Origin of the sequence: Mycolicibacterium palauense, assembly GCF_002592005.1 — a bacterium.
GTDB classification, from domain to species: Bacteria; Actinomycetota; Actinomycetes; order Mycobacteriales; family Mycobacteriaceae; genus Mycobacterium; species Mycobacterium palauense.
The window spans coordinates 116,976-141,469 of sequence record NZ_NVQF01000003.1; the positions used below are offsets into that span (position 1 = coordinate 116,976).

The 24,494-nt window shown below is 71.4% G+C and carries 27 protein-coding genes; 15 read left to right on the forward strand and 12 right to left on the reverse strand.

All coding sequences use genetic code 11. From position 1 onward, the window contains the following. Nucleotides 1-43 precede the first annotated feature (43 nt). Complete coding sequence (locus CSR00_RS02235; protein WP_099020811.1) at nt 44-1,024, reverse strand: sterol desaturase family protein; 981 nt, start codon at nt 1,022-1,024, stop codon at nt 44-46. A 188-nt stretch (nt 1,025-1,212) separates the two neighbouring features. Here CSR00_RS02235 and CSR00_RS02240 point away from each other — a divergent pair, with 188 nt between their 5' ends. Then, the gene (locus CSR00_RS02240; RefSeq protein ID WP_099020770.1) at nt 1,213-1,572 is read left to right on the forward strand and encodes a DMT family transporter; all 360 of its coding nucleotides are present in this window, start codon (nt 1,213-1,215) and stop codon (nt 1,570-1,572) included. Then, nucleotides 1,572-1,898 (forward strand): DMT family transporter, encoded by a 327-nt coding sequence (locus tag CSR00_RS02245; protein ID WP_099020771.1) that lies wholly within the window; start codon nt 1,572-1,574, stop codon nt 1,896-1,898. The genes CSR00_RS02240 and CSR00_RS02245 overlap by 1 nt, the downstream gene beginning before the upstream one ends. Here CSR00_RS02245 and CSR00_RS02250 read toward each other — a convergent pair. Further along, nucleotides 1,864-3,087: an MFS transporter gene (locus CSR00_RS02250; RefSeq protein WP_281259658.1), complete on the reverse strand. Its 1,224-nt coding sequence runs from the start codon at nt 3,085-3,087 to the stop codon at nt 1,864-1,866. The genes CSR00_RS02245 and CSR00_RS02250 overlap by 35 nt on opposite strands. A 109-nt stretch (nt 3,088-3,196) precedes the next feature. Here CSR00_RS02250 and malQ point away from each other — a divergent pair, with 109 nt between their 5' ends. The 5 genes from malQ (at nt 3,197) to CSR00_RS02275 (ending at nt 9,537) form a co-directional block, all read left to right on the forward strand. Next, nucleotides 3,197-5,353, forward strand: coding sequence for a 4-alpha-glucanotransferase (malQ, locus tag CSR00_RS02255; protein ID WP_099020772.1), 2,157 nt, complete (start codon nt 3,197-3,199; stop codon nt 5,351-5,353). A 73-nt stretch (nt 5,354-5,426) separates the two neighbouring features. Further along, on the forward strand, nt 5,427-6,905 hold the full coding sequence (locus CSR00_RS02260; RefSeq protein WP_099020773.1) for a serine/threonine-protein kinase: 1,479 nt from the start codon (nt 5,427-5,429) through the stop codon (nt 6,903-6,905). Between the two features lie 128 nt (nt 6,906-7,033). Beyond that, nucleotides 7,034-7,474 (forward strand): hypothetical protein, encoded by a 441-nt coding sequence (locus CSR00_RS02265; protein ID WP_099020774.1) that lies wholly within the window; start codon nt 7,034-7,036, stop codon nt 7,472-7,474. 57 nt (nt 7,475-7,531) lie between these two features. Next, complete coding sequence (locus CSR00_RS02270) at nt 7,532-8,431, forward strand: metal-dependent hydrolase (RefSeq protein ID WP_099020775.1); 900 nt, start codon at nt 7,532-7,534, stop codon at nt 8,429-8,431. After that, on the forward strand, nt 8,431-9,537 hold the full coding sequence (locus CSR00_RS02275; protein WP_099020776.1) for a PDR/VanB family oxidoreductase: 1,107 nt from the start codon (nt 8,431-8,433) through the stop codon (nt 9,535-9,537). Before CSR00_RS02270 ends, CSR00_RS02275 begins: the two co-directional genes overlap by 1 nt. A gap of 12 nt (nt 9,538-9,549) precedes the next feature. Here CSR00_RS02275 and CSR00_RS02280 read toward each other — a convergent pair whose 3' ends face one another. Next, on the reverse strand, nt 9,550-10,428 hold the full coding sequence (locus tag CSR00_RS02280; RefSeq protein WP_099020777.1) for an SDR family NAD(P)-dependent oxidoreductase: 879 nt from the start codon (nt 10,426-10,428) through the stop codon (nt 9,550-9,552). Nucleotides 10,429-10,538: 110 nt separating this feature from the next. On the opposite strand from CSR00_RS02280, the gene CSR00_RS02285 reads away from it, so the two are divergent. Continuing rightward, nucleotides 10,539-11,342, forward strand: coding sequence for a hypothetical protein (locus tag CSR00_RS02285; protein ID WP_099020778.1), 804 nt, complete (start codon nt 10,539-10,541; stop codon nt 11,340-11,342). Nucleotides 11,343-11,492: 150 nt separating this feature from the next. Here the strand turns inward: CSR00_RS02285 and CSR00_RS02290 are convergent, their stop codons facing one another. After that, nucleotides 11,493-12,344 carry an aldo/keto reductase gene (locus tag CSR00_RS02290; protein WP_099020779.1) on the reverse strand — a complete coding sequence of 284 codons (852 nt, stop codon included), beginning with the start codon at nt 12,342-12,344 and terminating at the stop codon, nt 11,493-11,495. A gap of 192 nt (nt 12,345-12,536) precedes the next feature. Between CSR00_RS02290 and CSR00_RS30495 the strand changes: the two genes are divergently transcribed. Both CSR00_RS30495 and CSR00_RS02295 read left to right on the forward strand, forming a co-directional pair. After that, nucleotides 12,537-12,695 carry a DUF5993 family protein gene (locus tag CSR00_RS30495; protein ID WP_176561861.1) on the forward strand — a complete coding sequence of 53 codons (159 nt, stop codon included), beginning with the start codon at nt 12,537-12,539 and terminating at the stop codon, nt 12,693-12,695. Then, nucleotides 12,695-13,360, forward strand: coding sequence for a disulfide bond formation protein B (locus tag CSR00_RS02295; protein WP_218014407.1), 666 nt, complete (start codon nt 12,695-12,697; stop codon nt 13,358-13,360). Before CSR00_RS30495 ends, CSR00_RS02295 begins: the two co-directional genes overlap by 1 nt. Nucleotides 13,361-13,539: 179 nt before the next feature. Here the strand turns inward: CSR00_RS02295 and CSR00_RS02300 are convergent, their stop codons facing one another. Beyond that, nucleotides 13,540-14,016 carry an ATP-binding protein gene (locus CSR00_RS02300; protein ID WP_099020780.1) on the reverse strand — a complete coding sequence of 159 codons (477 nt, stop codon included), beginning with the start codon at nt 14,014-14,016 and terminating at the stop codon, nt 13,540-13,542. 33 nt (nt 14,017-14,049) lie between these two features. Next, the gene (locus CSR00_RS02305; protein WP_245905785.1) at nt 14,050-14,433 is read right to left on the reverse strand and encodes an STAS domain-containing protein; all 384 of its coding nucleotides are present in this window, start codon (nt 14,431-14,433) and stop codon (nt 14,050-14,052) included. A 350-nt stretch (nt 14,434-14,783) separates the two neighbouring features. Between CSR00_RS02305 and CSR00_RS02310 the strand changes: the two genes are divergently transcribed. The 3 genes from CSR00_RS02310 (at nt 14,784) to CSR00_RS02320 (ending at nt 18,819) form a co-directional block, all read left to right on the forward strand. Next, nucleotides 14,784-15,428, forward strand: a complete 645-nt coding sequence (locus tag CSR00_RS02310) for a TetR/AcrR family transcriptional regulator (protein ID WP_099020782.1) — start codon at nt 14,784-14,786, stop codon at nt 15,426-15,428. Nucleotides 15,429-15,725: 297 nt separating this feature from the next. Continuing rightward, nucleotides 15,726-18,113 (forward strand): xanthine dehydrogenase family protein molybdopterin-binding subunit, encoded by a 2,388-nt coding sequence (locus CSR00_RS02315; RefSeq protein ID WP_099020783.1) that lies wholly within the window; start codon nt 15,726-15,728, stop codon nt 18,111-18,113. A 10-nt stretch (nt 18,114-18,123) separates the two neighbouring features. Continuing rightward, nucleotides 18,124-18,819, forward strand: coding sequence for an SRPBCC family protein (locus CSR00_RS02320; protein ID WP_099020784.1), 696 nt, complete (start codon nt 18,124-18,126; stop codon nt 18,817-18,819). Nucleotides 18,820-18,891: 72 nt separating this feature from the next. Here CSR00_RS02320 and CSR00_RS02325 read toward each other — a convergent pair whose 3' ends face one another. The 3 genes from CSR00_RS02325 to CSR00_RS02335 all read right to left on the reverse strand — a co-directional run bounded on the left by CSR00_RS02325 (nt 18,892) and on the right by CSR00_RS02335 (nt 20,680). Beyond that, nucleotides 18,892-19,368: a (2Fe-2S)-binding protein gene (locus CSR00_RS02325; RefSeq protein WP_099020785.1), complete on the reverse strand. Its 477-nt coding sequence runs from the start codon at nt 19,366-19,368 to the stop codon at nt 18,892-18,894. After that, nucleotides 19,361-20,233, reverse strand: coding sequence for an FAD binding domain-containing protein (locus tag CSR00_RS02330; RefSeq protein ID WP_099020786.1), 873 nt, complete (start codon nt 20,231-20,233; stop codon nt 19,361-19,363). Before CSR00_RS02330 ends, CSR00_RS02325 begins: the two co-directional genes overlap by 8 nt. Nucleotides 20,234-20,320: 87 nt before the next feature. After that, nucleotides 20,321-20,680: a hypothetical protein gene (locus tag CSR00_RS02335; protein ID WP_141564219.1), complete on the reverse strand. Its 360-nt coding sequence runs from the start codon at nt 20,678-20,680 to the stop codon at nt 20,321-20,323. Nucleotides 20,681-20,791: 111 nt separating this feature from the next. Between CSR00_RS02335 and CSR00_RS02340 the strand changes: the two genes are divergently transcribed. Beyond that, a complete protein-coding gene (locus CSR00_RS02340; protein WP_099020788.1) occupies nt 20,792-21,604 on the forward strand; it encodes an SDR family NAD(P)-dependent oxidoreductase in 813 nt (270 codons plus the stop codon). Nucleotides 21,605-21,713: 109 nt separating this feature from the next. After that, nucleotides 21,714-21,905, forward strand: a complete 192-nt coding sequence (locus CSR00_RS02345; RefSeq protein ID WP_099020789.1) for a hypothetical protein — start codon at nt 21,714-21,716, stop codon at nt 21,903-21,905. A gap of 36 nt (nt 21,906-21,941) precedes the next feature. On the opposite strand, the gene CSR00_RS02350 is transcribed toward CSR00_RS02345, so the two are convergent. The 3 genes from CSR00_RS02350 to CSR00_RS02360 are packed head-to-tail and all read right to left on the reverse strand — an operon-like array spanning nt 21,942 to nt 24,457. Continuing rightward, nucleotides 21,942-22,349: a hypothetical protein gene (locus CSR00_RS02350; protein WP_099020790.1), complete on the reverse strand. Its 408-nt coding sequence runs from the start codon at nt 22,347-22,349 to the stop codon at nt 21,942-21,944. 13 nt (nt 22,350-22,362) lie between these two features. Further along, the gene (locus CSR00_RS02355; protein ID WP_176561862.1) at nt 22,363-23,532 is read right to left on the reverse strand and encodes a hypothetical protein; all 1,170 of its coding nucleotides are present in this window, start codon (nt 23,530-23,532) and stop codon (nt 22,363-22,365) included. Between the two features lie 10 nt (nt 23,533-23,542). Next, nucleotides 23,543-24,457, reverse strand: a complete 915-nt coding sequence (locus CSR00_RS02360; RefSeq protein ID WP_099020791.1) for a metal-dependent hydrolase — start codon at nt 24,455-24,457, stop codon at nt 23,543-23,545. Nucleotides 24,458-24,494 lie beyond the last annotated feature (37 nt).

The window sequence follows — 24,494 nt, forward strand, 5'->3', positions numbered from 1 at the left end:
GGGTCAATCTTGGCCGACCGGGCCCGGAAGGCTCAACGCCGGGTCAGCCGGCGCCGGCGGTCGCCGCGCCCGCCGCATCCGGTTGCGTGCGGCGGGGAGGGGCCCAGCCGGGCGGCCCGAAGACGTAGCCGAGCCGGTCGCGCAGCCGGTGGGCGGCGCGCACGTCACGGGCGATCGCCACGTACTCGTGGGTCTGCAGCTTCCAGATGTTGAAGGTGCCCACCGGTTTGGTCAGCCCGTAGTGCGGCCGGGCCCGCTCCGGCTCGAAGGTGCCGAACAGCCGGTCCCACAGGATCAGGATGCCGCCGTAGTTCTTGTCCAGGTAGGCGGCGTCCATGCCGTGGTGTACGCGGTGATGGGACGGGGTGTTGAAGACGAACTCGAACGGCGCCCACAGGGTGCCGATCCGCTCGGTGTGGATCCAGAACTGGTAGATCAGGCTGATCGAGAACGACAGGAACACCATCCACGGCGGAACGCCCAGCAGCGGCAACGGGATCCACATCAGGATCTCGCCGCTGTTGTTCCACTTCTGGCGCAGTGCGGTGGCGAAGTTGAAGTACTCGCTGGAGTGGTGGGCCTGGTGGGTCGCCCACACCAGCCGCACCCGGTGCGCCATCCGGTGGTAGAGGTAGAACAGCAGATCGACCCCGACCAGCGCGATCACCCAGGTGTACCAGCGTTGCGGGGACAGCTGCCAGGGCGCCAGGTAGGCGTAGATCGCCGCGTAGCCGAGCAGGGCCAGGAACTTCCAGGCGCCCATCGTGGCGATCGAGACCAACCCCATCGAGATGCTGGTGAACGCGTCGCGGCGGTGGTAGGCGCCGGAGGCGGGGCGGTCCCCGGCCGCCCCGGGGGCCGCGGGCCCCTGGGAGCCGGCGAGGACGTGCTCGAGCCGGCGGGCCGCCGACCACTCGATGATCAGCAACAACAGAAAGAACGGCACCGCGAACAGCACCGGGTCGCGCATCTGCGGCGGCAGCGCGTCGAGCATCTCGCTGACGATCGCGCCGAAACCGGCCATCACCTGTTCCACCACGTACCTCCGGACAACCTCTCTGCGCTGAGGGCGATCGCTCCCCTGGCGTTATTGTACGCAGTGTCAGTACGGTCCGGCGTCGCCGGAGCGGGTGGCCCCGGGTCCGGTTATCCTGACGCCCTACCGAAGTGCGGTGCTGGCCTACGTGATGACCCGTGTGTGAGGAGCGTTGGTTGTACAGATGGATGCTTCTGGCCGGTGCCGTGCTGACCGAGGTGGCCGGGACGCTCTCGTTGCGGGCCTTCCAGGATGACGCGGTCTGGCTGGCCGTCGTGGTCCCCGGGTATCTGGCCTCCTTCGTGCTGCTGAGCATGGTGCTGCGCGCCGGGATGGCGGTCGGGGTGGCCTACGGCATCTGGGGTGCCTCCGGCACGGCCCTGACCGCGGTGCTGGCCGCCCTGATCTTCGACGACCCGTTCACCGTGCCGGTCGTGGTCGGTATCGGGCTCATCGTCGCCGGGGTGCTGCTGGTCGAGTTCGGTTCGCAGCACGCCCAGCGGGCGCACGCCGCCCCGGAGGTCGCGGCGCCGTGATGTGGCTGTCGTTGGCGGGCGCCATCCTGCTGGAGGTGGTGGCGACGCTGTCGCTGCGGGCCTCGGAGGGGCTCCGCAGGAAGATCTGGCTGATCCCGGTGCTCGGCGGCTACGTCCTGTCCTTCGTGCTGCTGTCGGTGACGCTGTCCCAGGGGATGCCGGTGGGGATCGCCTACGGCGTGTGGTCGGCGTGCGGCGTCGCCCTGGTCGCGGTGATCGCCCGCTTCCTGTTCGCCGAACCGCTGACGCTGATGATGGGCGCGGGTATCGCGCTGATCATCGCCGGGGTGGTCACGATCGAGATTCTCGGCGCCACCACCCACTAGATGCGCCGCGGCGGGAGCCGGCCAGGACACCGGCGGTAGCGGCGATCACCACGCCGGCCGCCGGCACGATCAGCAGCCCCACGCGCAGACCCGCCGCGTCGGCGATCGCGCCCACCACCACCGGCGCGAGCAGGAAACCCGAGCGCATCAGCCAGGTGACCGCCGTCAGGCCGGTCCCCGGCGGCAGCCCGGTCAGGTTGTCGGCGGCGTGGAAGGCCGCCGGGATCACCGTGGCCACGCCGAACCCGGCGGCCGCGAAACCGGCGATGGTGCCGGCCGTCCCGGGCAGGGCCAGGGCCAGGGCCATGCCGACGGCGATCACCAGTCCCCCGGCCCGGGCCACCGACCGCTCACTGAACCGGTCGACCAGCCGGTCGCCGAGCAGCCGGCCGAGGAACTGGAAACCCACCAGCGCGATATAGCCGAAGGCCGCGACCGCCGCCGGGGCGCCGAGCTCGGTGTGCAGATACAGGGTGGCCCACGAGCTGCCGGAATCCTCCACCGCGGCCCCGGCGATGGCCAGCGCCGCCAGCATCGCCACGGCGGCCAGCGTGCCCGGGCCCACGCGCGGCGGCGCCGGGGCGGCGTCGTCCCCCGCCGGTGGCACATCGCGGTCGGGGCCGGGAAGCAGCAGGCGGTGGGCGCCCAGCGCGATCGCCCCGAAGAGCAGGCCGGTGCCGGCCAGCTGCACCCCGCGCGGGACGCCGGCGGCGATGGACGCCGCGCCGATCAGCCCCCCGGCGACGGCGCCCACCGACCACACCGCGTGCAGTGAGTTGATGATGGAGCGGCGGTAGTTGCGCTGCACGCGCAGCCCGTGGGCGTTCTGGGCGACGTCGGTGACCGCGTCACCGGCCCCGGCGACGAACATGGCCGACGCGAACAGCGCCGCGCTGGGTGCCACCGACGCGGCGAAGGTGAAGGCCGCCAGCACCAGACTGGTCGCCACGGCCACATGCGCCGAGGTGAAGCGACGGACCAGCGCACCGGCCGTCGGCCCCGACAGCAGCGCACCGGCGGAGAACGCCGCCACCGACAACCCGAACCCGGTGTTGCTGATCATCAGGTCCGACTTGATCTCGGGGTAACGCGGCAACAGGCTGGCGAACATCGCGCCGTTGGTCAGGAACAACGCCGCGACCGCCAGGCGGGCGCGGCGGTCGCGCGCGGATGTCCGCGCAGATGTCACGGTGGAAGCCTAGAGGGGGACGCCGCCGATCTCGCTCGGTCGCCCCGGCTGACCTGGTCTGCCGGGGCGTGCAGCGACAGCGCGCCCGGAAGCAAGGAAGATGACCGCTATGACGCAGCTCGATCCGGCCCTGGCCCAGCTGGCCGCGCGGTTCTCGGTGGCCACCGAGTTCGACGACTGGACCGGCCGGCGCGCCGCGGTCTCGGAGGACACGCTGGTGGCGGTGCTCGCGGCGCTGGGTGTGGATGCCTCCGGTCCCGACGAACGCCGCGCCGCGCTGCGCGAGTGCGACGACGCCTACTGGTCGAAGGCCCTGCCGCCGACCATCGTGGGCCGCGCCGGTGCCGAGACCACGTTCTGGGTGCACGTCACCGCCGGCGCGCCGGCCCACGTCTGGGTGCGGTTGGAGGACGGCGCCGTGCGATCGGGTGTGCGGCAGCTCGACAACTTCACCCCGCCCTACCAGCTGGGCGAGCGGCGGATCGGCGAGGCCACCTTCGCGCTGCCGTCCGACCTGCCGCTGGGCTACCACCGGGTGCACCTGCGCTCCGGCGACGTGGAGACCAGCACGGCGCTCATCGTGACGCCGCCGTGGCTGGGTCTTCCCGCCCGGCTGGGCCGGCGCCGTGCGTGGGGACTGGCCACCCAGCTCTACAGCGTGCGGTCCAAACGCTCCTGGGGCCTGGGCGATCTGACCGATCTGACCGACCTCGCGGTGTGGTCGGCGGCGCGGCACGGCGCGGGTTATGTGCTGGTGAACCCGCTGCACGCGGCGGCCCCGACCCGCCCGATGGAACCGTCGCCGTATCTGCCGACCTCCCGGCGGTTCGTCAACCCGCTCTACCTGCGGGTCGAGGCCATCCCGGAATACGCCGATCTGCCCAAACGCAGCCGCGTCCGTGCGCTGCGCAACGAGGTGCGCGCCGCCGCGCGCAAATCCGACCGGCTGGACCGCGATTCGGCCTGGGCGGCGAAACGCAAGGCGCTCAAGTGGGTGCACGAGGTCAAGCGTTCGGCCGGCCGGGAACTGGCCTACGCGGCCTACCGCGAACGGGAAGGCTCGGCGCTCGACGACTTCGCGGTGTGGTGCGCGCTGGCCGAGCACCACGGTGACGACTGGCACCGGTGGCCCGAGGAGGTCCGCCACCCCGCCGGGCCGGGCATCGCCCGGTTCGTCGAGAAGCACGGCGCGGCCGTGGATTTCCACCGCTGGCTGCAGTGGCAACTCGACGAGCAGCTGGCCGCCGCGCAGTCGGCGGCGGTGCGGGCCGGGATGCCGCTGGGCGTGATGCACGATCTGGCCGTGGGTGTGCATCCCAACGGTGCCGACGCCTGGGCGTTGCAGGACGCGCTGGCGCTCGGGGTCACCGTGGGTGCCCCGCCCGACGAGTACAACCAGCTCGGGCAGAACTGGTCGCAGCCGCCGTGGCGGCCCGACCGGCTCACCGAGCTGGAGTACGCGCCGTTCCGGGCGTTGATCCAGGCGGTGCTGCGGCATGCCGGCGGTGTGCGCATCGACCACATCATCGGGCTGTTCCGGCTGTGGTGGATCCCGCAGGGACACCCGCCCACCGGGGGCACCTACGTCCGCTATGACCACGAGGCGCTGATCGGGATCGTCGCCCTGGAGGCGTACCGCGCCGGGGCCGTGGTCGTCGGCGAGGATCTGGGCACCGTCGAACCGTGGGTGCGCGACTATCTGCGCGCGCGCGGCCTGCTGGGCACCTCCATCCTGTGGTTCGAGCGGGACAACTGGGGCGACGGAGGGCCGCTGCCGGCCGAGTACTGGCGCGAATACTGCCTGTCCTCGGTGACCACCCACGACCTGCCGCCCACCGCGGGTTATCTGGTCGGCGAGCACGTCCGGCTGCGCGACTCGCTGGGTCTGCTGACCCGCCCGGCCGAGGAGGAACTCGCCGACGCCCGCGCCGAACAGGGGGCCTGGCGCGCCGAACTGGTCCGCGCCGGGCTGCTCGACGAGCAGGACGGCCCGCCGGGTGGGGACGCGACCGACGTCGAGCGGACCATCACCGCGCTCTACCGCTACCTGGGCCGCACCCCGTCGCGGCTGCTGGCGCTGGCGCTGACCGACGCCGTCGGCGACGCCCGCACCCAGAACCAGCCCGGAACCACCGACGAGTACCCGAACTGGCGGGTTCCGCTGTCGGATCCCCGCGGACGGCCGCTGCTGCTGGAGGAGGTCTTCGACGATCCCCGGGCCGCGGCGTTGTGCGAGGTCATGCGCGCCGAGGTGAACCCGGGGTGAACTCGGTGGGCGGGGCGCCCGCGGGGCGTGAGCGGCGCGGCGGCACCCCCCGGGGCGTCTGTAGTATGCGCCCATGCCGTTGGCCGACGGTGCCACGTTCGCTGGCTACACCATCATTCGTCTCCTGGGCGCCGGGGGCATGGGTGAGGTCTATCTGGCGCAGCACCCCAGGCTCCCCCGCCGGGACGCCCTGAAGGTCCTGACCGCGTCGGTCACCACCGACGACGAATACCGGGAGCGCTTCGAACGCGAGGCCGACATCGTCGGCAGCCTGTGGCACCCGCACATCGTGGGGGTGCACGACCGCGGCGAGGCCGACGGCCAGCTGTGGATCTCGATGGACTACGTCGAGGGCACCGACGCCGCCGAACTGCTGCGCCGCCACCCCGAGGGGCTGCCGCCCAACGAGGTGGTCGAGATCGTCACCGCGGTGGCGCAGGCACTCGACTACGCCCACGACCGCCGTCTGCTGCACCGCGACGTCAAACCGGCCAACATCCTCATCGCCCACCCGGACACCGACCAGCAGCGGGTCCTGTTGGCCGATTTCGGCATCGCCCGCCGCGAGGACGACACCAGCGGGCTCACGGCCACCAACATGACGGTCGGCACCGTCGCCTACGCCGCGCCCGAGCAGTTGATGGGCCAGGACCTCGACGGGCGCGCCGACCAGTACGCGCTGGCCGCGACCGCGTTCCACCTGCTCACCGGCGCTCCCCCGTTCCAGCACTCCAATCCCGCGGTGGTGATCAGCCAGCACCTGACCGCCTCCCCGCCCAAGCTGGGAAAACGCCGCCCCGATCTGGCCCACCTGGACCAGGCGCTGAGCAAGGCGATGTCGAAGAACCCGGCCGAACGGTTCGCCCGCTGCGTCGACTTCGCCCGCGCTCTGGCCCACCAGATCGGCACCGGGCTGCCGTTCGATTCCGGGGCCATGGAGCAGACCAGGATGGCGGCGGTCACCGAGCCCGGTGTCCGGCGGCACTCCCACCGGGCGGCCGGTCCGACCCGCCAGCGGCCGGTCTGGCTGAAACCGGTGGTGCTGCTGCCGGTGGTGCTGGGCATCCTGCTGATCGCCGCGGTGGCCTTCGCCGTGGGCGAGTTCACCGGCGACCGCGACGCCGTGGCCTCGCTGGACTCCTCGACGACCACACCGAGCCGGACGGCGTCGATGCCCCCGCCGCCGCCCGCGCCGCTGCCGCCGTCCTCGCCGGCCACCGAGATCATCACCACGGTGGTCACCACCGAACCCACCGAGCCCACCACCGAGCCCACCACCGGCGACACGGTGGTGGTCGGCGCCAACTGTGCCGAACCCGGGGCCACCGGGGTCACCGCCGACGGGACCCGGGCCTACTGCGCCAACCTGCAGTACACCGACCGCTACCTGTGGTCGGTCAGCCCGGGTGAGATCCGCAACCCGGTGTGGACCACCCCGCCGGGGGGCCCGGTCGCCGCCGACGACGAGTCCCCGGTGCGGATCTGCATGGAACAGACCGGCCACAGCCGGTTGCGCTGCGCCGAGGAGATCCTGCGCGGAAATGCCGGGTGACCCGGGCCGGCGGGCCGGTGCGAAACGTTTCGGCCCGCCGCGGCGATATCCGCAACGAACATGCACGAGTTTCCCGGTCAACACATCTGCGCTATCTTCGGACCCGCAGAACACCACGGAGGTCTTGGGTGAAAAAGTTCGCACTCTTCGCAAGTGGCGCCAGCGCCGCGCTCGCGGTCGCCGTGTTCGGCGCCGGGCAGGCCAGCGCGGCCGCCCCCGATGTGACCGGTGAGATGTACGGCAAGGCCGTCTCGATCCTGAAGAGCCAGGGCTACAAGGCGATGTTCGGCGGCTCGATCGGCAGCGATCTGCCCCAGTCGCAGTGCCTGGTCATCGACCAGCAGGGTGGCAGCAACGGGATCCAGCGGCTGCGCCTGGACTGCAACCTGCAGCCGGGCCAGGATCAGCCCGTGGCGCCCAACACGCATTCGCTGGTGCCGCCGGGCGGCTCCGTGCCGAAGGACGGTGCCGCCACATCGGGCTCGGGCACCGCGACGGCTCCGGCGGCCCCTGGCCGTCCGACACCCGGTGCCGGTACCGTGACGGTCACGCCCGTTCCGATCGGCTAGCAACGCTCGATCGGGCCGGGCAGGTCGCCCGCAGGAGACCCGATAGGAGTCACTCGTTTGTTGAAGCCGCGCCGCTTCGCCCACGAGGTCGATCCCGGCCCCGTCGAGATCCGGGCGCGCAAGGTGGCCTTCGACGTCTCCGGGGTGCCGCTGCACTGGATCCCCGGGCATCCCGTGGCCTCCAACATGGTCAGCCTGCTCAACGTGGTGCTGCCCGCCGCCGAACGCTGGTTCGTCGCCACCTACAACGAGGCGCTGCCGCTGGTCCGTGACAGCCGCCTGGCCGACGACATGCGCGGCTTCATCGGGCAGGAGGCCACCCACGCCGACGTGCACGAACGGCTGCTCGGGGAGTTCATGGTCGCCCGCGGCGTGGACCCCACCCCGATGCTCGACCAGGTCGAGTTCGTGTTCGGCAAGGTGTTGGCACCCACCACCTCGACAGACCCCCGACGCCGCCTCAACCACCTGTGTGACCGGCTGTGGCTGATCGCCGCCATCGAGCACTACACGGCCGTGCTCGGCGACTTCGCCCTCAACAGCGCGTGGGACGACCACGGCGCCGACCCCACCATGGTCGACGTGTTCCGCTGGCACGGCAGCGAGGAAGTCGAGCACCGCAGCGTCGCCCACGACGTGGCGGCCTACTTCCACGACAGCTACTTCGACCGCGTCCGCTCGATGGGGATGGCGGTGACGATGATGCTGATGTTCTTCGAGCGGGGCACCCGGTACCTGTCGCAGAACGATCCGCACACCGACTTCGGCTGGTGGGGTATGCAGCGACGGCGGCTGCGGGACTCCAGACTGCGCCTGCTGCCCAAGTACCGGACGCTGTTCGGCAGCCAGACGCTGACCTACTTCCGGCCCGGCTACTCCCCGGAGGAGATGGGCTCGACCGCCCAGGCCGTCGCCTACCTGGCCAGTTCGCCCGCCGCCCGCGCGGCGCAGCCGTGATGGGGCTGCTCACCCGGCTCCGCGGCGCACCGCGCAGCGTCTCCGGCCGGGTCACCCACGACCCGATGATGACGGTGGCCGCCACCGCGGTCACCGGGTCCTGGGCGCTGACTCACCTGTTGCGCCGGCCGGCTCCGCCCGCGGCGCGCGACCACACCCGGCGGTTGACGGTGACCGACCGCCGCGTGGTCGCCCAGGACGAGAACGTCGTCGCGCTGACCCTGGCCGACCCGTCGGGAGCCGTGCTGCCGGCCTGGCGCCCCGGCGCCCACCTGGACCTGCACCTGCCCAGCGGCCGCCTCCGGCAGTACTCGCTGTGCGGCGACCCCGCGTGCCGCGACAGCTACCGGATCGCGGTGCGCCGCATCCCCGACGGCGCCGGCGGGTCGATCGAGGTGCACGATGGGCTGCCGGTGGGGACCACGCTGGCCGTCGACGGTCCACGAAACGCGTTTCCGCTGGCGGTGCCCGGCTACGGCTCCCCCACCGAACGGTTCCGGTTCGTGGCCGGCGGAATCGGCATCACCCCGATCCTGCCGATGCTGGCGCTGGCCGACCGGCTCGGCGTGGACTGGTCGATGATCTACGTCGGGCGCAGCCGCGAGAGCATCCCGTTCGTCGAGGAGGTGGCGCGCTTCGGTGACCGGATCCGGGTCCGCACCGACGACGTCGACGGTGTGCCCAGCGCCGAGGACCTGCTGGGCCCGTGCCCGGACGGGACCACCGTCTACGCCTGCGGGCCGGCGCCGATGCTGACGGTGATCCGCCGGCACCTGTCCGGCCGCGACGACGTCGAACTGCATTTCGAGCGGTTCGCGGCGGCCCCGGTGGTCGGTGGGCGGCCGTTCTCCGCCACCATCGCCTCGTCCGGCGCCCGCGTGCAGGTCGGCGCCGAGGAGACCCTGCTCGCCGCGCTGCGCCGCAGTGGGATCGACGCCCCGTATTCGTGCCAGCAGGGGTTCTGCGGCACCTGCCGGACCCGGGTGCTCGAGGGCGTCGTCGACCACCGCGACGGCCTGCTGACCGAGCCCGAACACGCGGCCGGGTTGATGCTGACCTGCGTGTCCCGCGCCGAGCCGGGCGCGGGCCTGGTGCTCGATTTGTGAGGTCGGGCCGGGTCACCGCCGCGGCGAGACCATGTCGGCCAGCTCGGCCAGCTTCCACGGCGGGGAGCTGCCGTGGTCCCGGTAGCCCAGCAGTGCCGGCGTGGGCCGGTCGAAGCGGCCCACGAAACCGCCGGCGCCGATGAGGATCTGACCGCTGACCCCGGCGGCGCGGTCGCTGACCAGGTAGGCGTAGAGCGGTGCGACGTACTCCGGCGGCGCGGCGTCGAGCGCGCCCTGCATCGAGACGTCGTCGAGCAGGCCCCGGCGGTTGAGCATCCGGATGTGGTCCTCGTAGTCGGGCCCGCTGGACAGCCGGGTCTTCGCCCCGGGACACACCACGTTGGCGCGGACCCCGTACTCGGCGAGCTCGGCCGCGATCGCCAGGGTGAGCGCGTTGACCGCGCCCTTGCCGGCCGGGTAGCCGGTGCCGCCGTAGTCGCCGAGGAACGCGAACGAGCCGGTGTTGACGATCGCCCCCGCACGCCGGGCCGCCATCCGCGGGGCGACCGCGCGGCAGGTGTGGAACACCGTGCCGAGGTGGCTGTCCATCAACTCGGTGAACTGCGCGGCGGTGACGGTCAGGATCGACGACGCGGGCGGCTCGGCGATGCCGGCGCAGTTGACCAGGATGTCGACGTCGCCGAACTCGGCGACACAGCGCGCGATCAGGGCTTCGGCGGTGTCCTCGTCGCTGGGCGAGCCGGCGAAGCCCGCGGCCCGGTGGCCGGCACCGCCGATCGCGGCGACGGTCTGCTCGACAGCGCCGGCGTCCCTGCCGTTGACCAGCACGGCGGCCCCCAGCCCGGCCAGCAGCTCGGCGACGGCCCGGCCGACGCCCCGGCTACCGCCGACGACGACGGCCGCGCGCCCGTTCAACTCCCGATCGGACATGCCGGTCCTTCGCAGGAGTTGGCCGGGGGGCTGGCGGGCACGGTCATAGAGTGGGAATACTGCCATGAGCAGACTGCGAACCGTGACGACGGTGGTGAGGTGGTTAGCCGATGACCCGGCCGCGGCCGATCCGGCGCTGGGATCCGTTCCGGCCGCTGGACGTGGTGGGTGCGCTGCTGTCCACGGCGACCGCGCTGCCGCCGGTGTCCACCGGCGCCGCCGCCGCGTACCGCACGCTGTTCCTCACCCTGCGCCGCCTGGTGGTGGGCCGCACCCTGACGGTGCACCTGGATTCCGCCGACGTCGAGATGACCATCACCGAATTCGACTCCCGGCTCGACGTGCGCCGGCTCGCGGTCGGCCAACTCGACGACGTCCACCTGGCGGCCACCGAGATCCGTTGGCCCGGTGGGCGGTTCGAACGTGCGACGGCGCTGCTGCGTAACGTCCACCTGCGGCCGGGCGCGCCGCCGGTGGTGGTGGCCGCCCCGGTCGAACTGTGCCTGGAGATCCCCACCGCCGCCCTCGACGAGCTGTTCGTCGTGTCGGCGCCACGGTTGGCCGGCGAGATCGGCGACGACGGGGTGGCGCGGTTGCGCTGGGCCCGCCGACCGGGCTGGGGCCACCTCGAGGTCGACGCCGAGCTGGACGGCACGCTGCTGCACCTGAGGCCCCGGGCGGTGGCGCTCGGCGGCCGCAGGTGGTTGCTGCCGGCACGCACCCCGGCCTACCGGGTGCGGCTGCCCGAGCTTCCGCACGGGCTGCTGGTCACCGAGGTCTGCTTCGAGCCCGGCATGATGCGGGTGCGCGGCATGGTTCCGGAGTGGCGCACCGAGATGTCGCGGCGTCGCCTGGAACAGATCCTCTACCAGCTCAGCACGGCGGGGATCCCGCTCAACCTCGCGCGCCGCTGAGGCTGCGCCCCCGAAGCGCACCCGCGCGGCCCCCCGGCCCGCAACCCCAACCGCACCGACCGTGCGTCCGGAACGCACGTGCTGCATCCCGGGCGGTCTGGAGGCACACTCGATGCAGCCAGGACGGCCAGGAGCGACAAGAACCCGTGGTTACTGTCCGGGAACGTAGGCGAAGGTGTCCGGGTCGGGGCCGATACGTCCCGCATCGCCGCGGTCCAGAGCGGCCAGGGCGGCCATCTCCTCGGTGCCGAGCTCGAAATCGAAGAGCTCGAAGTTCTGCCTGACCCGTTCGGGCGTCACCGATTTCGGGAAGACGATGTCACCGCGCTGGATGTGCCAGCGCAGCACCACCTGCGCGGGCGTCTTACCCAGACCCTCGGCCACCCGGCTCAGCGCGGCGTCGTCGAGGACCCGGCCCTGCGCGATCGGGGACCATGCCTCGGTGGCGATGCCGTGCTCGCGGCCGTACTCGCGGACGGCGTTGTTGGCGAAGTAGGGGTGCACCTCGATCTGGTTGACCGAGGGCACGGTCTGCGAACCGGCGGCCAGCTTGTCCAGGTGGGCGGGCTGGAAGTTGGAGACGCCGATGCTGCGGGCGCGGCCGTCGGCGGCGAACTCCTCGAGCACGTTCCAGGTGGACACGTAGTCGCCGCCGTAGAGGGTCGGCAGCGGCCAGTGGATCAGGAACAGATCGACGTAGTCCGAGCCCAGCGCGCTCAGCGTCGCGTCGAACGCCTTTCGGGCGTCGTCGGGCCGGTGAAAACCGTTGTTGAGCTTGCTGGTGACGAAGACCTCGCCGCGGTCGATCCCGGAATCGCGGATCCCCTGCCCGACCCCCTCCTCGTTGCCGTACATCTCGGCGGTGTCGATGTGGCGGTAGCCGATCTCCAGCGCCATCCGCACCGCCGCGGCGGTCTCGTCCGGCGGGATCTGGAAGACGCCGAACCCCAGCTGCGGGATCTGCGCGCCGTCGTTGAGCGTGATGGACGGAACAGTGGGCATGGGTACAGGACCTCCATCGATGTCGGGATACTCCCACGATAGGTGCCCGGCCCGGCGGACGTCTCAAACGTGACGGGCCGGACAGCGGGGCACCGCCGGCCGCCGCTCATACCCGCGCCGGCGCCGGCGTGCCCGCCGCGAAGTTCACCGAGTCCGCCCGCCGGCTCCTCGGCGCGCCCTACCGTGACGTGGGTGGATATCGCGATCATGATCCTGCTGCTGGCGCTGGCCCTGCTGATCCGGCGGGGCGCCCGGCGCGGTCACGTCATCGGTCTGTGGGTCCTGACCCTGGTGGCCGTGCTGGGGCTCTTCCGCTACCACGTCACCGCACCCCTGGAGCTGAGCTTCTGATGGCCACCGGCGGCCCAGGACCCACCGTCGCCGGCGCCGCACCGCCGCCCGACCGCTCCATGCCGGGGCGCGGCGTATGGGGCCTGATCGCCTTCTGGGGTCTGCACGCGTGGATCCTCGGCTACAGCGGAGTGATGCTGAGCGCGTTCTACATCCAGTTCGTGAAGGGCGAATTCCCGTGCCCGCTGTGCATGCTGCAGCGCTACGGGATGATCCTGTCCTCGCTGGGCGCGCTGTACGTCGTGATGCAGGCACGCCGCGGGGAGCTGACGGCGTCGCGCTATGCGCAGGGGCTGGGGATGGGGATCGTCGGGGCGCTGGCCGGTGCGTCGGTCTCGGTACGCCAGATCGCGCTGCACATCCTGCCGGGTGACCCCGGCTACGGCACCCCGGTCCTCGGCGTGCATCTGTACACCTGGGCGCTGGTCACCTTCGTCACCGTGCTGGTCTACTGCGGCGTGATGACGATGCTGATGCCGACGAGCATCCCCGATGCTCCCCCGGCCGGCAGCGCGGCGCGCCTGGTCTCCACGGTCGTCGTGTGGATCTTCATCGGCGTCGTCGCGGCCAACGTCCTCGCCATCGTCGCCCTGGAGGGCTTCGCCTGGGTGCTGCCCGACGACCCGACCGGTTACCACCTGTTCGAGCAGCTGACCGGCGGCTGAATGGGACCGGAAATAACGGCCGGGCCCCGCGGGTTGAGAGGGATGCGGTGCCGCGCTTGCCCCGGGCCCCATCCGAGAAACGTCGCTGCGAGCGACCACACGCCGAGAGGCGCAGCCGGCACCGCCCCAAACTCTCGCGTACCCGTCGATCGACGGCGCCGAGATTCGGGCGCGGAACTTCAGGCGCTCGCCACTTCCGCGCCGGAACACGACGCGGCGCGAACCTGACCGAACGTCAGATGCACCGCGGTGCCCGCGTCGCACGGATCGATCACCGCCGAGTCGGCCAGCGCCTCCATCAGCGGGATGCCCCGACCCCGGGTCCGGCTTCGTCGCGCCGGATCGGTCGGCCGCCAGCTCCCCCGGTCGACGATGCTGACCCGCAGTGTCGCCCCGTCGGCGTCGTGCCGGGCCTCGAGGTCGACGGTGCCGGGCTGCGGTGCGTCGCGGTAGGCGAATTCCGCGGAGTTGGCCAGTGCCTCGTTGACCGCCAGCACCACGTCGTTGATCCGCAGCGAATCCAGATCGAAGGTCTGCTGGAGCCAGCGCGACAGTTCCTCGCGGGCCCTGGCCACGCTCACTCCGTCGGCGACCACGCCCACGCGGGCGAATCGGCGGTCGTCACCAGTGCTTACCGGCTGGCTGGAGTTCGTCATGGCAAAGAAACTGTTACCCGCTTACGGATCTGTTCATGCAGACAACTTGCTCAGGGCTTCGTCAAGAGTCGGATACAGGGTGACGATATCGGCGATACCGACCAATTTCAGCGGACGACTGGTGACCGGGCCGTCGGCGACGACCGCGAACCCGATGTTCGGGGTGGCCTGGTCGTTGGCGGCGACCAGAACGCCCATGCCGGCCGAGGCCAGGAACTCGACGTCGCTGAGATCGACCACGAGCGTCGCGGGACTCTTGCCCAGCGCGGTGGTGATCGCCTCCTCGAGCGTGGGTGCGGTGAGCATGTCGACGACACCGGAGACCGACAGGACAGCGACGCGGCCAAACCACTCCTCGCCAACCGTGCAGCTGGCGGCAGCGGTCGCGTCGGCGCCCTGGTCTGGCTGTTCAGTCAAGATCCACCTCACTGGTACGTGCTGCATGGGAGCGACACCATGTCGTCCCTGTGCAAGGCTGCGTCTCAACCCGGCAACTACTACTGATTGCACCTCGGACAATAAGGCTAGCCCAGAGACACCCGCTGATTCGATTCCTGCAGCGCAACGCGCCGACGGGGCCCGCGCGGACGCCCTGTCGCACGGCCGCCCCACCGGGTCGGATCCGGTTACGATCTGCGGGTTCGAGAACCCGTCGGGGACCGGCGGCCCCTGCCACAACCGACACGGACAACGGTCACCGAAACGGTCACCGACAGCGGTCACCGAATACGAGCAGCGCACGAAGAACACGCGGACAGCAAGGATCAATGGCACCAGCAGCGAACACGGGCTCCCCTGTTCCCACCAACACGGTTCCCGCCGAGACGTTTCCCACCAACACGGTTCCACCCAACACGGTTCCCACCGACCCCCAGGCCGCACCCGCCGATCCCGACGGCTCCACGCGCACCCGGATCCTGGCGGCCACCGCCGAGGTTCTGGGCCGGGCGGGTATCACCAAGCTGAGCCTGTCCGAGGTCGCGCTGCAGGCCGGGGTGTCGCGTCCCACGCTGTATCGCTGGTTCGCCTCCAAAGAGCGGCTGCTCGACGCGTTCGGTGAGTGGGAGCGCCACAACTACGAAGAGGGCATGAGCCGCGCAACCGCGGGGCTTCGCGGCACCGAACGCCTCGACGCCGCGCTGCGGTTCATCGTCGACTACCAGCACTCCTATTCCGGTGTGCGGATGATCGACGTCGAACCGGGCCATGTGATCGGGCAGGTGGCGCGGGTGATCCCGGTGATGCGGGCCCGCCTGGAGAAGCTGCTGCCCGGGCCCCGCGGCGCGGCGGCGGCCGCGACCGCGATCCGGGTCGCGGTGTCGCACTACGTGGTACGCAGCGACGACGACGAGCAGTTTCTCGATCAGCTCCGCCACGCCGTGGGCATCAAGACTCCCCCGGCTGCGGTCTGACCGGCCCTCCCGGCTGCAGTCTGATCGGCCGTCCCGGCTGCGGTCTGATCGGCCGTCCCGGCCGCGGTCTGATCGGCCGTCTCGGCTGCGGTCTGATCGGCCGTCCCGGCCGCGGCCTGATCGGCCGTCCCGGCTGCGGTCTGATCGGCCGTCCCGGCCGGGGGCTGACCGGCACGTCCCGGCGCCCCCTGCGATCCCCCGCCGGCGGCGCCTACTAGCCTCATGCTGTGCGACCGCTTAGCATGGTCGCCGTCAGGCTCGGCACGCCGACGTGTGCGACGGATTGGAGCGGCAGCGATGACGGAGACGGTGGCCACCCGCTACGCGGGCCGGCGAGTTCCTCGAGTCGAGGACACCCGACTGTTGACCGGCCACGGAACCTTCGTCGACGACGTCGTCAGACCGGGCATGCTGCACGCCTGCTTCGTGCGCAGCCCGCTGGCCCGGGCCAAGATCAACGGCATCGACGCCACGGCGGCGCTGGCACTGCCGGGCGTGCACGCCGTGCTGACCGCCGAGGACATCAACCCCGACGTCAAAGAGGCCTGGCACGCCGTGGCCGGCAAGGACATCCCGGACACGCCGCGGCCACCGCTGGCCGAGGGTGAGGTCAAGTTCGTCGGCGACCCGGTCGCCCTGGTGATCGCCGAGAACCGCTACATCGCCGAGGACGCCATCGACCTGGTCGAGGTCGACCTGGAGCCGCTGCCGGCGGTCGCCGATTTCACCCGCGCGGTCTCCGCGGCCGAAACCGAGGGCATCGTCGTGCACGAGGCCTATCCGGACAACGTCGCCGGCGGGATGGGCGGGGCTCCGCCCGACGAGGAGGTGTTCGCCACGGCGGCCTACGTCGTCTCCGAGCACGTCTACCAGCAGAGCTACGTGCCGGTTCCGATCGAGACCCGGGGCATGGTCGCCGAGTGGTCCGCGTCGTCGTCGGAACTGACCATCTGGGCGTCCACCCAGACCCCGCACGAGCTGCGCGCCTTCGCCGCCCGGCTGCTGGGCATCCCGGCCCAGGGTGTGCGGGTCATCATGCGTGACACCGGGGGTGGCTTCGGCCAGAAGGTCGTCCCGATGCGCGAGGACATGTGCATCATGCTGGCCGCGCGCAAGGTGGCGGCCACGTCGGGGACGCCGTCGGGCGCCGCGGCGCTGAAGTGGATCGAGGACCGGCGCGAGAACCTGATGACGGCCGGGCAGGCCCGCCACGTCGACGGGGACGCCCGGATGGCGTTCGACGCCGAGGGCACTCTGCTGGCCGTCGACATCGACTTCTCCCAGGATGTCGGCGCCTACCCGACGCCCTACCCGGTGTTGACCACCGCGGCCATCGGGATGTTCTTCCCCGGCCCCTACCGCGTCCCCAAGGCCAGCTTCAACTACAAGACGGTGTTCTCCAACACCGCGGGGCTGGCCGCCTACCGCGGGCCGTGGCAGTACGAGACGTTGGCGCGGGAGATCCTGCTCGACGTCGCCGCCCGCAAGATGGAGATGGATCCGGTCGAGCTGCGTCGCCGCAACATCCTGCGGGGCGACGAGATGCCCTATTTCAACCCCAACGGCATGCCGTACGACCACGTCGCACCCGCGGACACCTTCGAGCAGGCGGTCAAGATCCTCGATCACGAGGGGTTCCGCAAGGAGCAGGCCGAGGCGTTGGAGCAGGGCCGCTACCTGGGGCTGGGCTTCTCGGCCTATATCGAGCCGACCGGCGCGGCCACCGGCCATCTGGCCACCGAGGGCGCGACGATCCGGATGGAGCCGACCGGCAAGATCAACGTCTACGTCAACGGCGGGTCCACGGGCAACAGCCTGGAGACCACCGTGATCCAGCTGACCGCCGACGCGCTCGGGGCCGACATCGAGGACGTCGCCACCATTCAGGGCGACACCGCGGTCACCCCCTACGGCGCCGGCACCCAGGGCAGCCGCAGCGGTCCGATGACCGCCGGCGCGGTCAACGAGGCCGGGGGCATGCTGCGCCGGCAGCTGGTCGCCATGGCCGCGCACCGCCTCGGCGTCGAGGAGGGTGAGATCGAACTGTCGGGCTCGCGTGCCGTCGTCCGCAGGGACACCGACGGGGACACCGCTGGGGACACCGACACCTACGTCAGCTTCGCCGACCTGGCCTACCGCGCCTACTACGAACCCCAGCAGCTGCCGCCCGGGATGGCCGCCACCCTCGAGGCCACCGCGCGGTTCACCTCGCAGGCACCGATCCACTGGGCCAACGCGACGCACGCCTGCACCTGCGAGGTCGACGTCGAGACCGGTCAGGTCACCCTCACCCGCTACATCGTCAGCGAGGACGTGGGTCCGATGATCAACCCCAACGTCGTGGAGGGGCAGATCGCCGGCGGCACCGTCCAGGGCATCGGCGGTGCGCTGCTGGAGAACCAGGCCTACGACGCCGACGGCAACCCGCTGTCGTCGACCTTCGTCGACTACCTGCTGCCGACGGCCACCGAGGTGCCGCCGATCGAATTCGGGCACGTCGAGATCCCCGGACCCGGAGTGGGCGGCTACAAGGGCGCCGGCGAGGGCGGGGCGATCGGCTCCACACCCGCGGTGATCAACGCGATCAACGACGCGCTGGCCCCGCTCGGGGTCACCCTGACCCGTCTGCCGGCCACGCCGGCCGCCATCGTCGAGCTCATCGAGCAGGCCCAGAACAGCAAGTGAGGACAGCACAGTGGAGTTGATCAACGAATTTCGGGTACCGGTGCCGGTGGGGCAGGCCTGGGAGGTGCTCACCGACGTCGAACGGATCGCGCCCTGCATCCCCGGTGCGCAGCTGTTGAGCGTCGACGGCGACGACTTCACCGGCGCGGTCAAGGTGAAGGTGGGACCGATCACCGTCCAGTACCAGGGCAATGCCAGCTTCCAGGAGAAGGACGAGTCCGCACACCGGGCGGTCATCAGCGCCCTCGGCAAGGAGACCCGCGGCCAGGGCAGCGCCTCGGCGCTGGTCACCGCGCAGCTCAAGGATGAGGGCGACGCCACCACCTGCGTGTTGACCACCGACCTGACGATCTCGGGTAAGGCGGCCCAGTTCGGCCGCGGCGTGCTCGCCGACGTCGCCTCCAAGCTGATCGGTCAGTTCGCCGAACGCCTGGAGGCCGACCTGACCTCGGGCACCAGGCCCGCCGCGGCGGCTCCGGCCGGTACCGGCGGCTCGGCCGCCGCTCAGGTGGCCGCCCAGGACGACGACACCGCCTCCCTGGACCTGTTGAGCGTGATCGCCGCTCCCCTGGCCAAGCGGGCCCTGCCGGTGCTGGCCGGTCTGGCCGTCGGGTTCGTGCTGGGGGCCCTGGTGGGCGGCCGGCGCAGGCAGCAGCCCTACATCGTGGTGGTGCCCAGCCTCAACGGAAGCGTCGGCGGAACCTGAGAAGGGGGCCCCGAGAAGGGGCCCGAGAACCGTTGGGCCCCGGGCGGTGTCCCCGCACGGGGCCGGGCGGCCTCAGTTCTGCGACATCTCCGCGGCACGGTGCACGGCGTTGACGATGCCCTGGTAGCCCGTGCACCGGCAGAAGTTGCCCGACAGCCCCTCGCGGATCTCCTCGTCGGTCGGGCGCGGGTTGTCCTTGAGCAGCGCGGTGATCGACATGACGAAACCCGGTGTGCAGAAACCGCATTGCAGGCCGTGGCACTCCCGCATCGCCTGCTGGACCGGGGAGAGTTCCCCGTCCGCGGCGGCGACCCCCTCGATGGTGTCGACCGCCGACTCGTCGGCCTGTACCGCGAACACCAGGCAGCCGCGCACCGCGGAACCGTCGAGCAGCACCGTGCAGGCGCCGCACGAGCCGTGTTCGCAACCCAGATGGGTGCCGGTCAGCCCGCAGCGCTCGCGCAGGAAGTCCGCCAGCGTCATCCGGGGCTCGACCACCGCGTCGACCGGCCGGCCGTTGACGATGACCCGGATCGGGATGTCATGCACGGGTTGCCTCCTCGAGGGCTTCGGTCCAGGCGCGGGCGGCCATCGTGGCCCCCACCCGGATGCGGTAGGCGGCGCTCCCCTGCAGGTCGGCGGGGACGTCGTCGAGCCCGGCCAACGCCAGGGCGCCGATTTCGGACGCCGGTGTCTGCCCCACCGGCTGGCCGGTCACCGCGGCCTCGGCGGCCGAGGCGCGCAGCGGCGTCGAGCCCAGCCCCATCAGCGCGATCGCGCAGCGGCTGATCCGGTCGTCGGCGACCTCCACGGCGACCACCGCCCCGGCGATCGCGAAATCACCGTGCCGCCTGGCGAATTCCTTCACCGAGAACCCGCAGCGGCCGCTCCACACCGGGAAGCTCACCCCGGCGAGCAGTTCCCCGGGCTCCAGCGCGGACTCCCACAGCCCCGTGAAGAACTCCGCGGCCGGGATGTGGCGCCGCCCCGACGGGGACACCGCCTCCATCTGCGCATCGAGCGCCAGCGCGACCGTCGGGTATTCACCGGCGGGATCGGCGTGGGCCACCGCCCCGCCCAGGGTGCCGCGATTGCGGATCTGGAAGTGCCCGATATGGGGCGTGGCACGGGTCAGCAGGGGTACCTTGGCCGCCACGGTGGGATCGGCGCCCACGCGAGCGTGGGTGGTCCCGGCGCCGACGAAGACCGTGTCGCCGCGGTCCTCGATGCCCTGCAGCTCGGGCAGCCGGGAGATGTCGACGAGATTGTCGAAGAAGGTCAGCCGCAGGGCCAGCATCGGCGTCAGGCTCTGCCCGCCGGCCAGCACTTTGGCCTCGTCCCCCAGATCGGAGAGCAGGAAGAGCGCGTCACCGACGCTTCTGGGGCGGTGATAGGCGAATGATGCCGGCTTCATGACCGTCGCTTCCCGTCGAGCGGACGCACGGCGTCGGGAGCTATGCTGTGCACTCGCTCAGCTTAGACCATCGCCGGTGGGCGTTGGCTACACCTGGGTCACCGAGAATTCGCGGTCGCCCGACACGCACTGGAACAGGATCGGCCACACCACGGCGGTGCCGCTGTAGCAGGTGAAGTCGTAGAGATCCTGGTACTTGTCGCCGGTCAGGTCGTAGGCCGCGGCGACGTTGTAGGCGTCCTCGCAGGACAGCTGCCCGAAGATCTGGATCTGGTAGCCGCCGCTGGGCGCGCATTCCAGCGGCGCCGGCGGCGCTGCCGCGACGGTACCCGCGCCGCCGATCGCCACCGCCAGGCCCGCCGCCGCGGCAAGCCCGGCAGCAGCAGCAGCGGCGCTCGCCGCCACGAGGCGGTCCGGCCGCCCCCACACCGCGTTCCTGCTGCGCATAGCTCATGGTGACACGTGCGCGCGCCGCCCACCGGGCGTTTCGCCGGCTCGGCCCCGCCGGCTGCTGTGGTATGTCTGCAGGAAGGGGTCGCGATCACCGAGGAGAGCCCGATGGTGCTGCAGCGCAACAGCGTGTCGCTGGACGGACAGGTCGCCGTGGTGACCGGTGGTGGCGCCGGGATCGGTCGCGGGGTGGCGCTGGCGTTCGCCGAGTTCGGTGCGCGGGTGGCGATCTGGGAGCGCGACGAACAGGCCGCCCGCGCGGCCGCCGGGCAGGTCGGCGGCCTGCCCTGTGTCACGGATGTCCGCGATGCCGGGCAGGTCGACGCGGCGCTGCAACGCACCGTCGAGAACTACGGTGTGCCAAGCATTCTGGTGAACAATGCCGGCGGGGTCTTCAAGTCCGACCTGTTGGAGACCAGCAGCAACGGGTGGGACGCCCTGATCCGCACCAATCTGACCCAGGTGCTGCTGTGCACCCAGCGGGTCGCCCGCGCGATGGTCGCGGCCCGGCGCGCGGGCAGCATCATCAACGTCACCACGATCGAAGGGGTGCGCGCCGCCCCGGGCTATGCCGCCTACGCCGCGGCCAAGGCGGGCGTCATCAACCTCACCAAGACCGCCGCCCTCGAACTGGCCCCGCACGGCATCCGCGTCAACGCGCTGGCCCCGGATCTGACGCTCACCGAGGGTATCGAGGCGCTGGCGCCAGAGGGTTTCGAGCAGCGGACGGCCCTGATGATCCCGCTGGGCCGGCCCGGCCACGTCGACGAGATGGCCGGGGCGGCGGTGTTCCTGGCCGGCGCTCTCAGTTCGTACGTCACCGGCCAGACGCTGCACGTCGACGGCGGCACCGCGGCCGCCGGCGGCTGGTACCACGACCCCGGTGACGGGGACTACATCCTGGGGCCGCCGGCTTCCTAGGCCGGCGCCGTGCGGGCAACCCCCGCCGGGCAACCACAGTGGGCCACGGCAGTGGGCCACGGTGGGCAACGACGGCGCACGGCCCGGTTCGCCGTGCCAGACTCCGGGCATGACCATCAACATCCACATCCGGCACGTTGACGGCGGCGTCGTGTACCCCGACGCGACGAACTACGGTGTCGCGAGCAACGGCATCCTGCACGTCACGGTCGGCGAGGATGTCATCTACTTCAGCCCCGGCTACTGGCAGCAGTTCGTCGTGGACCCGCAGACCGAGGACCCTCTGGGCATCCGCGGCTGAGTGGCTCGCCGGCCGGGCCCCGGCCGGCGAGGTGGCTCACAGGGTCGCGGTGGTCGGCCCCAGCGCCTGGCAGTTGGGCTCCGGCTCGTGCCCGATCCACATCCCGCACCCGCGGCCGGTGGACGCATAGGTCGTTCCCGGCTGATACGGCGAGAAGAAGACGTGGGCGGTGTCGGCGCCGCGGGCCTGCATGCAGGTCTGGGTGGTCTGGTTCCCCTCGACCTGCAGGCAGGCCACGCTCAGGTACGGCGCCGCCGGCGGTCCGCAGTCGGCCGGGGACAGGGTGGCGGTCACCGCGGGGACCCCGGCGAGCTGCGTGACCTGCGGTGCGGACAGGGTAAACGTGCACGGCGGCGGCGGCCCGGCCTGTGCGGCCGCCGCCGTGACCAGGCCGCCCACCAGGAGAACCGGGGCCGCCAGCAGTGCGAGGATGGGCCGCATCATGCCTGAATGGTAGTCAGCGGTCCGGCCGCGGGCCCGTGGAATCGGGCAGCTCGCCGGGCGCGACGGTCTGCGGCGGCCCGACCTTCGCGGGTAGTGCCACCGCGGCGACGGCCAGCGCGGCGGCCAGCAGGCACACCACGGCGTAGAGCAGGCTGCCGGTCGGTGTCCCGTCGGACGTGCGGCCGTCGACGGCGGCGAAGTAGGCCGGCAGCGCGCTGAGCCACAGCCCGGCCAGGACGGCCAGATAGAGCGGCCCGAAGATCCGCACGAACGGGTTCGGCGCCTCCTCGCCGTACCCGCCGCGTCGCCGGTACCACTGCTGGATGAGAACCGGGATCGCGATCCCGGCGACCACGGCCAGCTCGAGGCCGAAGATGACCGCCTGGGCCGTGGTGCGGGGGTTCGGGCCACCGAATACCGAGGTGGGAATGCTCAACACCACCAGCCCGAGCGGCACCAGCGCCCCGGCCAGCAGGGTGCGCCACGACAGCCGGAGCGCGCCCAGGGGCCGCCCGCGCCGGGCGGGTCGCCCGACCAGCAACATGACCAGGACGGTGACGACGACGGGCCCCAGTGTGGCGAAGATGAACATGCTGCTCATCGGCACCGACGCCAACATGGGGCGGTTGATCGGATTGTCGGTGTTCCAGGCCCACCAGCGCAGTTGCGGGCCCAGCTGGTCGAACACCTCGTAGAGGCAGTGGTGGACGAAACCGACGCAGATCGCCCCGATCACGAGGCCGCGATCCCGGAAGACCCCGAGGCTCCGCACGATCTCGTAGGCCAACGTGATCACGGCCGGATACAGCGCCACGATGTAGAGCGGCAGGCGCTCGAACAGAAACTGCACGCTGAAGGCGTTGTGCACGAACACGACGCCGATCCGGTCTTCGATACCGAAGGCGTTCGGGAAATACAGCGGAATCTCGATGCAGAACAGGTAGACGACGGTGGCCGCCCACAGCGCCAGGTTCGTCGGGTCACCGGCGCGGCGCAGCCGCCCGATCGAGTACCACAGCGCGGCCACCGCGACCGCGACCATCATCAGCTCCAGGACCGGCAGGGTCCAGTTGGACAGCGTCAGCGGGTTACGCAGGTCGAGAACGGCCGGCGCGTCCACGCAGCTGAAACCGCCCAGCCCGCGCGCGAGCTCGTCGAAGACCGAATTGCACTGTGTCGCCATGGAACCGGGATCAGACCGTGGTCTCGGCGGTGTACCAGCGTGTGACGTCCCCGCCGGCGTCCCAGCGTCGGAACCAGCGATCGGCCAGCTCCGGCAGTGGTTCGTGCTCGGGATCGTGCATCGGGGTCTGGCTCAGCAGCACACGGACGGCGGCGGTGGCGATCTGGCGGCGGGGAACCGCGGCGAACGCCGCCGGTGGTGCCGAGGCCGCGGTGGTGAACGGCAGCCTCGCCCTGAGATTGTGGCGCAGTCCCGCCGCCGGCAGCAGCGTCCTGGCGTCGACGTGCCGATCCTCCAGCGGGACATGGGCGTTCACGCCGTCGGCGATGATCGACAGCACGCGCAGCAGGTGGCGCACCACGGCGGGCAGCGCCCCGAACCGGTACCACCGCTGCCCCACCACCGCGTCGTAGATGGTCAACGCCGAACTGCGGTGTTCGACCTCCTCGACGAAGTGCCAGATGAACAACGAGGCCACCCGCTCGTCGCCGGGGCGGAACAGGGTGGCCTCGTTGTCGAGCATCAGTTTGAAACTCGGCGTGAAGGTGGCCTCCAGGTCGGCGATGTAGGCCAGCCGGAACTTCAGCGAGCGGGCGTCGGTCAACTCGTCGAAGGCCGCCATCGCGGCGTCGAAGGTGTGCTGCAGCCCCGGGTAGGTGCGGATCAGGGCACTGACGTGCCTGCGGTGGGCGCTCGAGTGCTGCGCCTCCTGGCGCAGGAAGTCGGTGGCCTCGGCGGCCACCGCGGCATCGGTGATCGCCGGCCTGGCCTCCTGCACCGCGGCCACGATCATCTGCTCGAAGCACACGGCGATGATCGAGGTGGCGTTCATGAAGAAGGAGAACCCCGGGTTCTGCGGGTTCCACTGCCAGTCGACGCCGTCGGTGAAGTCGAACCGCGGCCGGCGCACCTGCAGCAGGCTCACCGCGCCGCCCCGTAACCGTCCATTGCACACAATGCAC

Excerpts from the sequence above, each read along its gene's own strand:
- CSR00_RS02335 (WP_141564219.1), bottom strand. The coding sequence starts at position 20,680 with ATGCGCAGCAGGAACGCGGTGTGGGGGCGGCCGGACCGCCTCGTGGCG.
- CSR00_RS02310 (WP_099020782.1), top strand. The coding sequence starts at position 14,784 with ATGGCACCAGCAGCGAACACGGGCTCCCCTGTTCCCACCAACACGGTT.
- CSR00_RS02345 (WP_099020789.1), top strand. The coding sequence starts at position 21,714 with ATGACCATCAACATCCACATCCGGCACGTTGACGGCGGCGTCGTGTAC.
- CSR00_RS02280 (WP_099020777.1), bottom strand. The coding sequence starts at position 10,428 with ATGTCCGATCGGGAGTTGAACGGGCGCGCGGCCGTCGTCGTCGGCGGT.
- CSR00_RS02275 (WP_099020776.1), top strand. The coding sequence starts at position 8,431 with ATGGGGCTGCTCACCCGGCTCCGCGGCGCACCGCGCAGCGTCTCCGGC.
- CSR00_RS02285 (WP_099020778.1), top strand. The coding sequence starts at position 10,539 with ATGACCCGGCCGCGGCCGATCCGGCGCTGGGATCCGTTCCGGCCGCTG.
- CSR00_RS02245 (WP_099020771.1), top strand. The coding sequence starts at position 1,572 with ATGTGGCTGTCGTTGGCGGGCGCCATCCTGCTGGAGGTGGTGGCGACG.
- CSR00_RS02330 (WP_099020786.1), bottom strand. The coding sequence starts at position 20,233 with ATGAAGCCGGCATCATTCGCCTATCACCGCCCCAGAAGCGTCGGTGAC.
- CSR00_RS02235 (WP_099020811.1), bottom strand. The coding sequence starts at position 1,024 with ATGGCCGGTTTCGGCGCGATCGTCAGCGAGATGCTCGACGCGCTGCCG.
- CSR00_RS02355 (WP_176561862.1), bottom strand. The coding sequence starts at position 23,532 with ATGGCGACACAGTGCAATTCGGTCTTCGACGAGCTCGCGCGCGGGCTG.
- CSR00_RS02295 (WP_218014407.1), top strand. The coding sequence starts at position 12,695 with ATGGCCACCGGCGGCCCAGGACCCACCGTCGCCGGCGCCGCACCGCCG.
- CSR00_RS02300 (WP_099020780.1), bottom strand. The coding sequence starts at position 14,016 with ATGACGAACTCCAGCCAGCCGGTAAGCACTGGTGACGACCGCCGATTC.
- CSR00_RS02350 (WP_099020790.1), bottom strand. The coding sequence starts at position 22,349 with ATGATGCGGCCCATCCTCGCACTGCTGGCGGCCCCGGTTCTCCTGGTG.
- CSR00_RS02290 (WP_099020779.1), bottom strand. The coding sequence starts at position 12,344 with ATGCCCACTGTTCCGTCCATCACGCTCAACGACGGCGCGCAGATCCCG.
- CSR00_RS02340 (WP_099020788.1), top strand. The coding sequence starts at position 20,792 with ATGGTGCTGCAGCGCAACAGCGTGTCGCTGGACGGACAGGTCGCCGTG.
- malQ (WP_099020772.1), top strand. The coding sequence starts at position 3,197 with ATGACGCAGCTCGATCCGGCCCTGGCCCAGCTGGCCGCGCGGTTCTCG.
- CSR00_RS02315 (WP_099020783.1), top strand. The coding sequence starts at position 15,726 with ATGACGGAGACGGTGGCCACCCGCTACGCGGGCCGGCGAGTTCCTCGA.
- CSR00_RS02260 (WP_099020773.1), top strand. The coding sequence starts at position 5,427 with ATGCCGTTGGCCGACGGTGCCACGTTCGCTGGCTACACCATCATTCGT.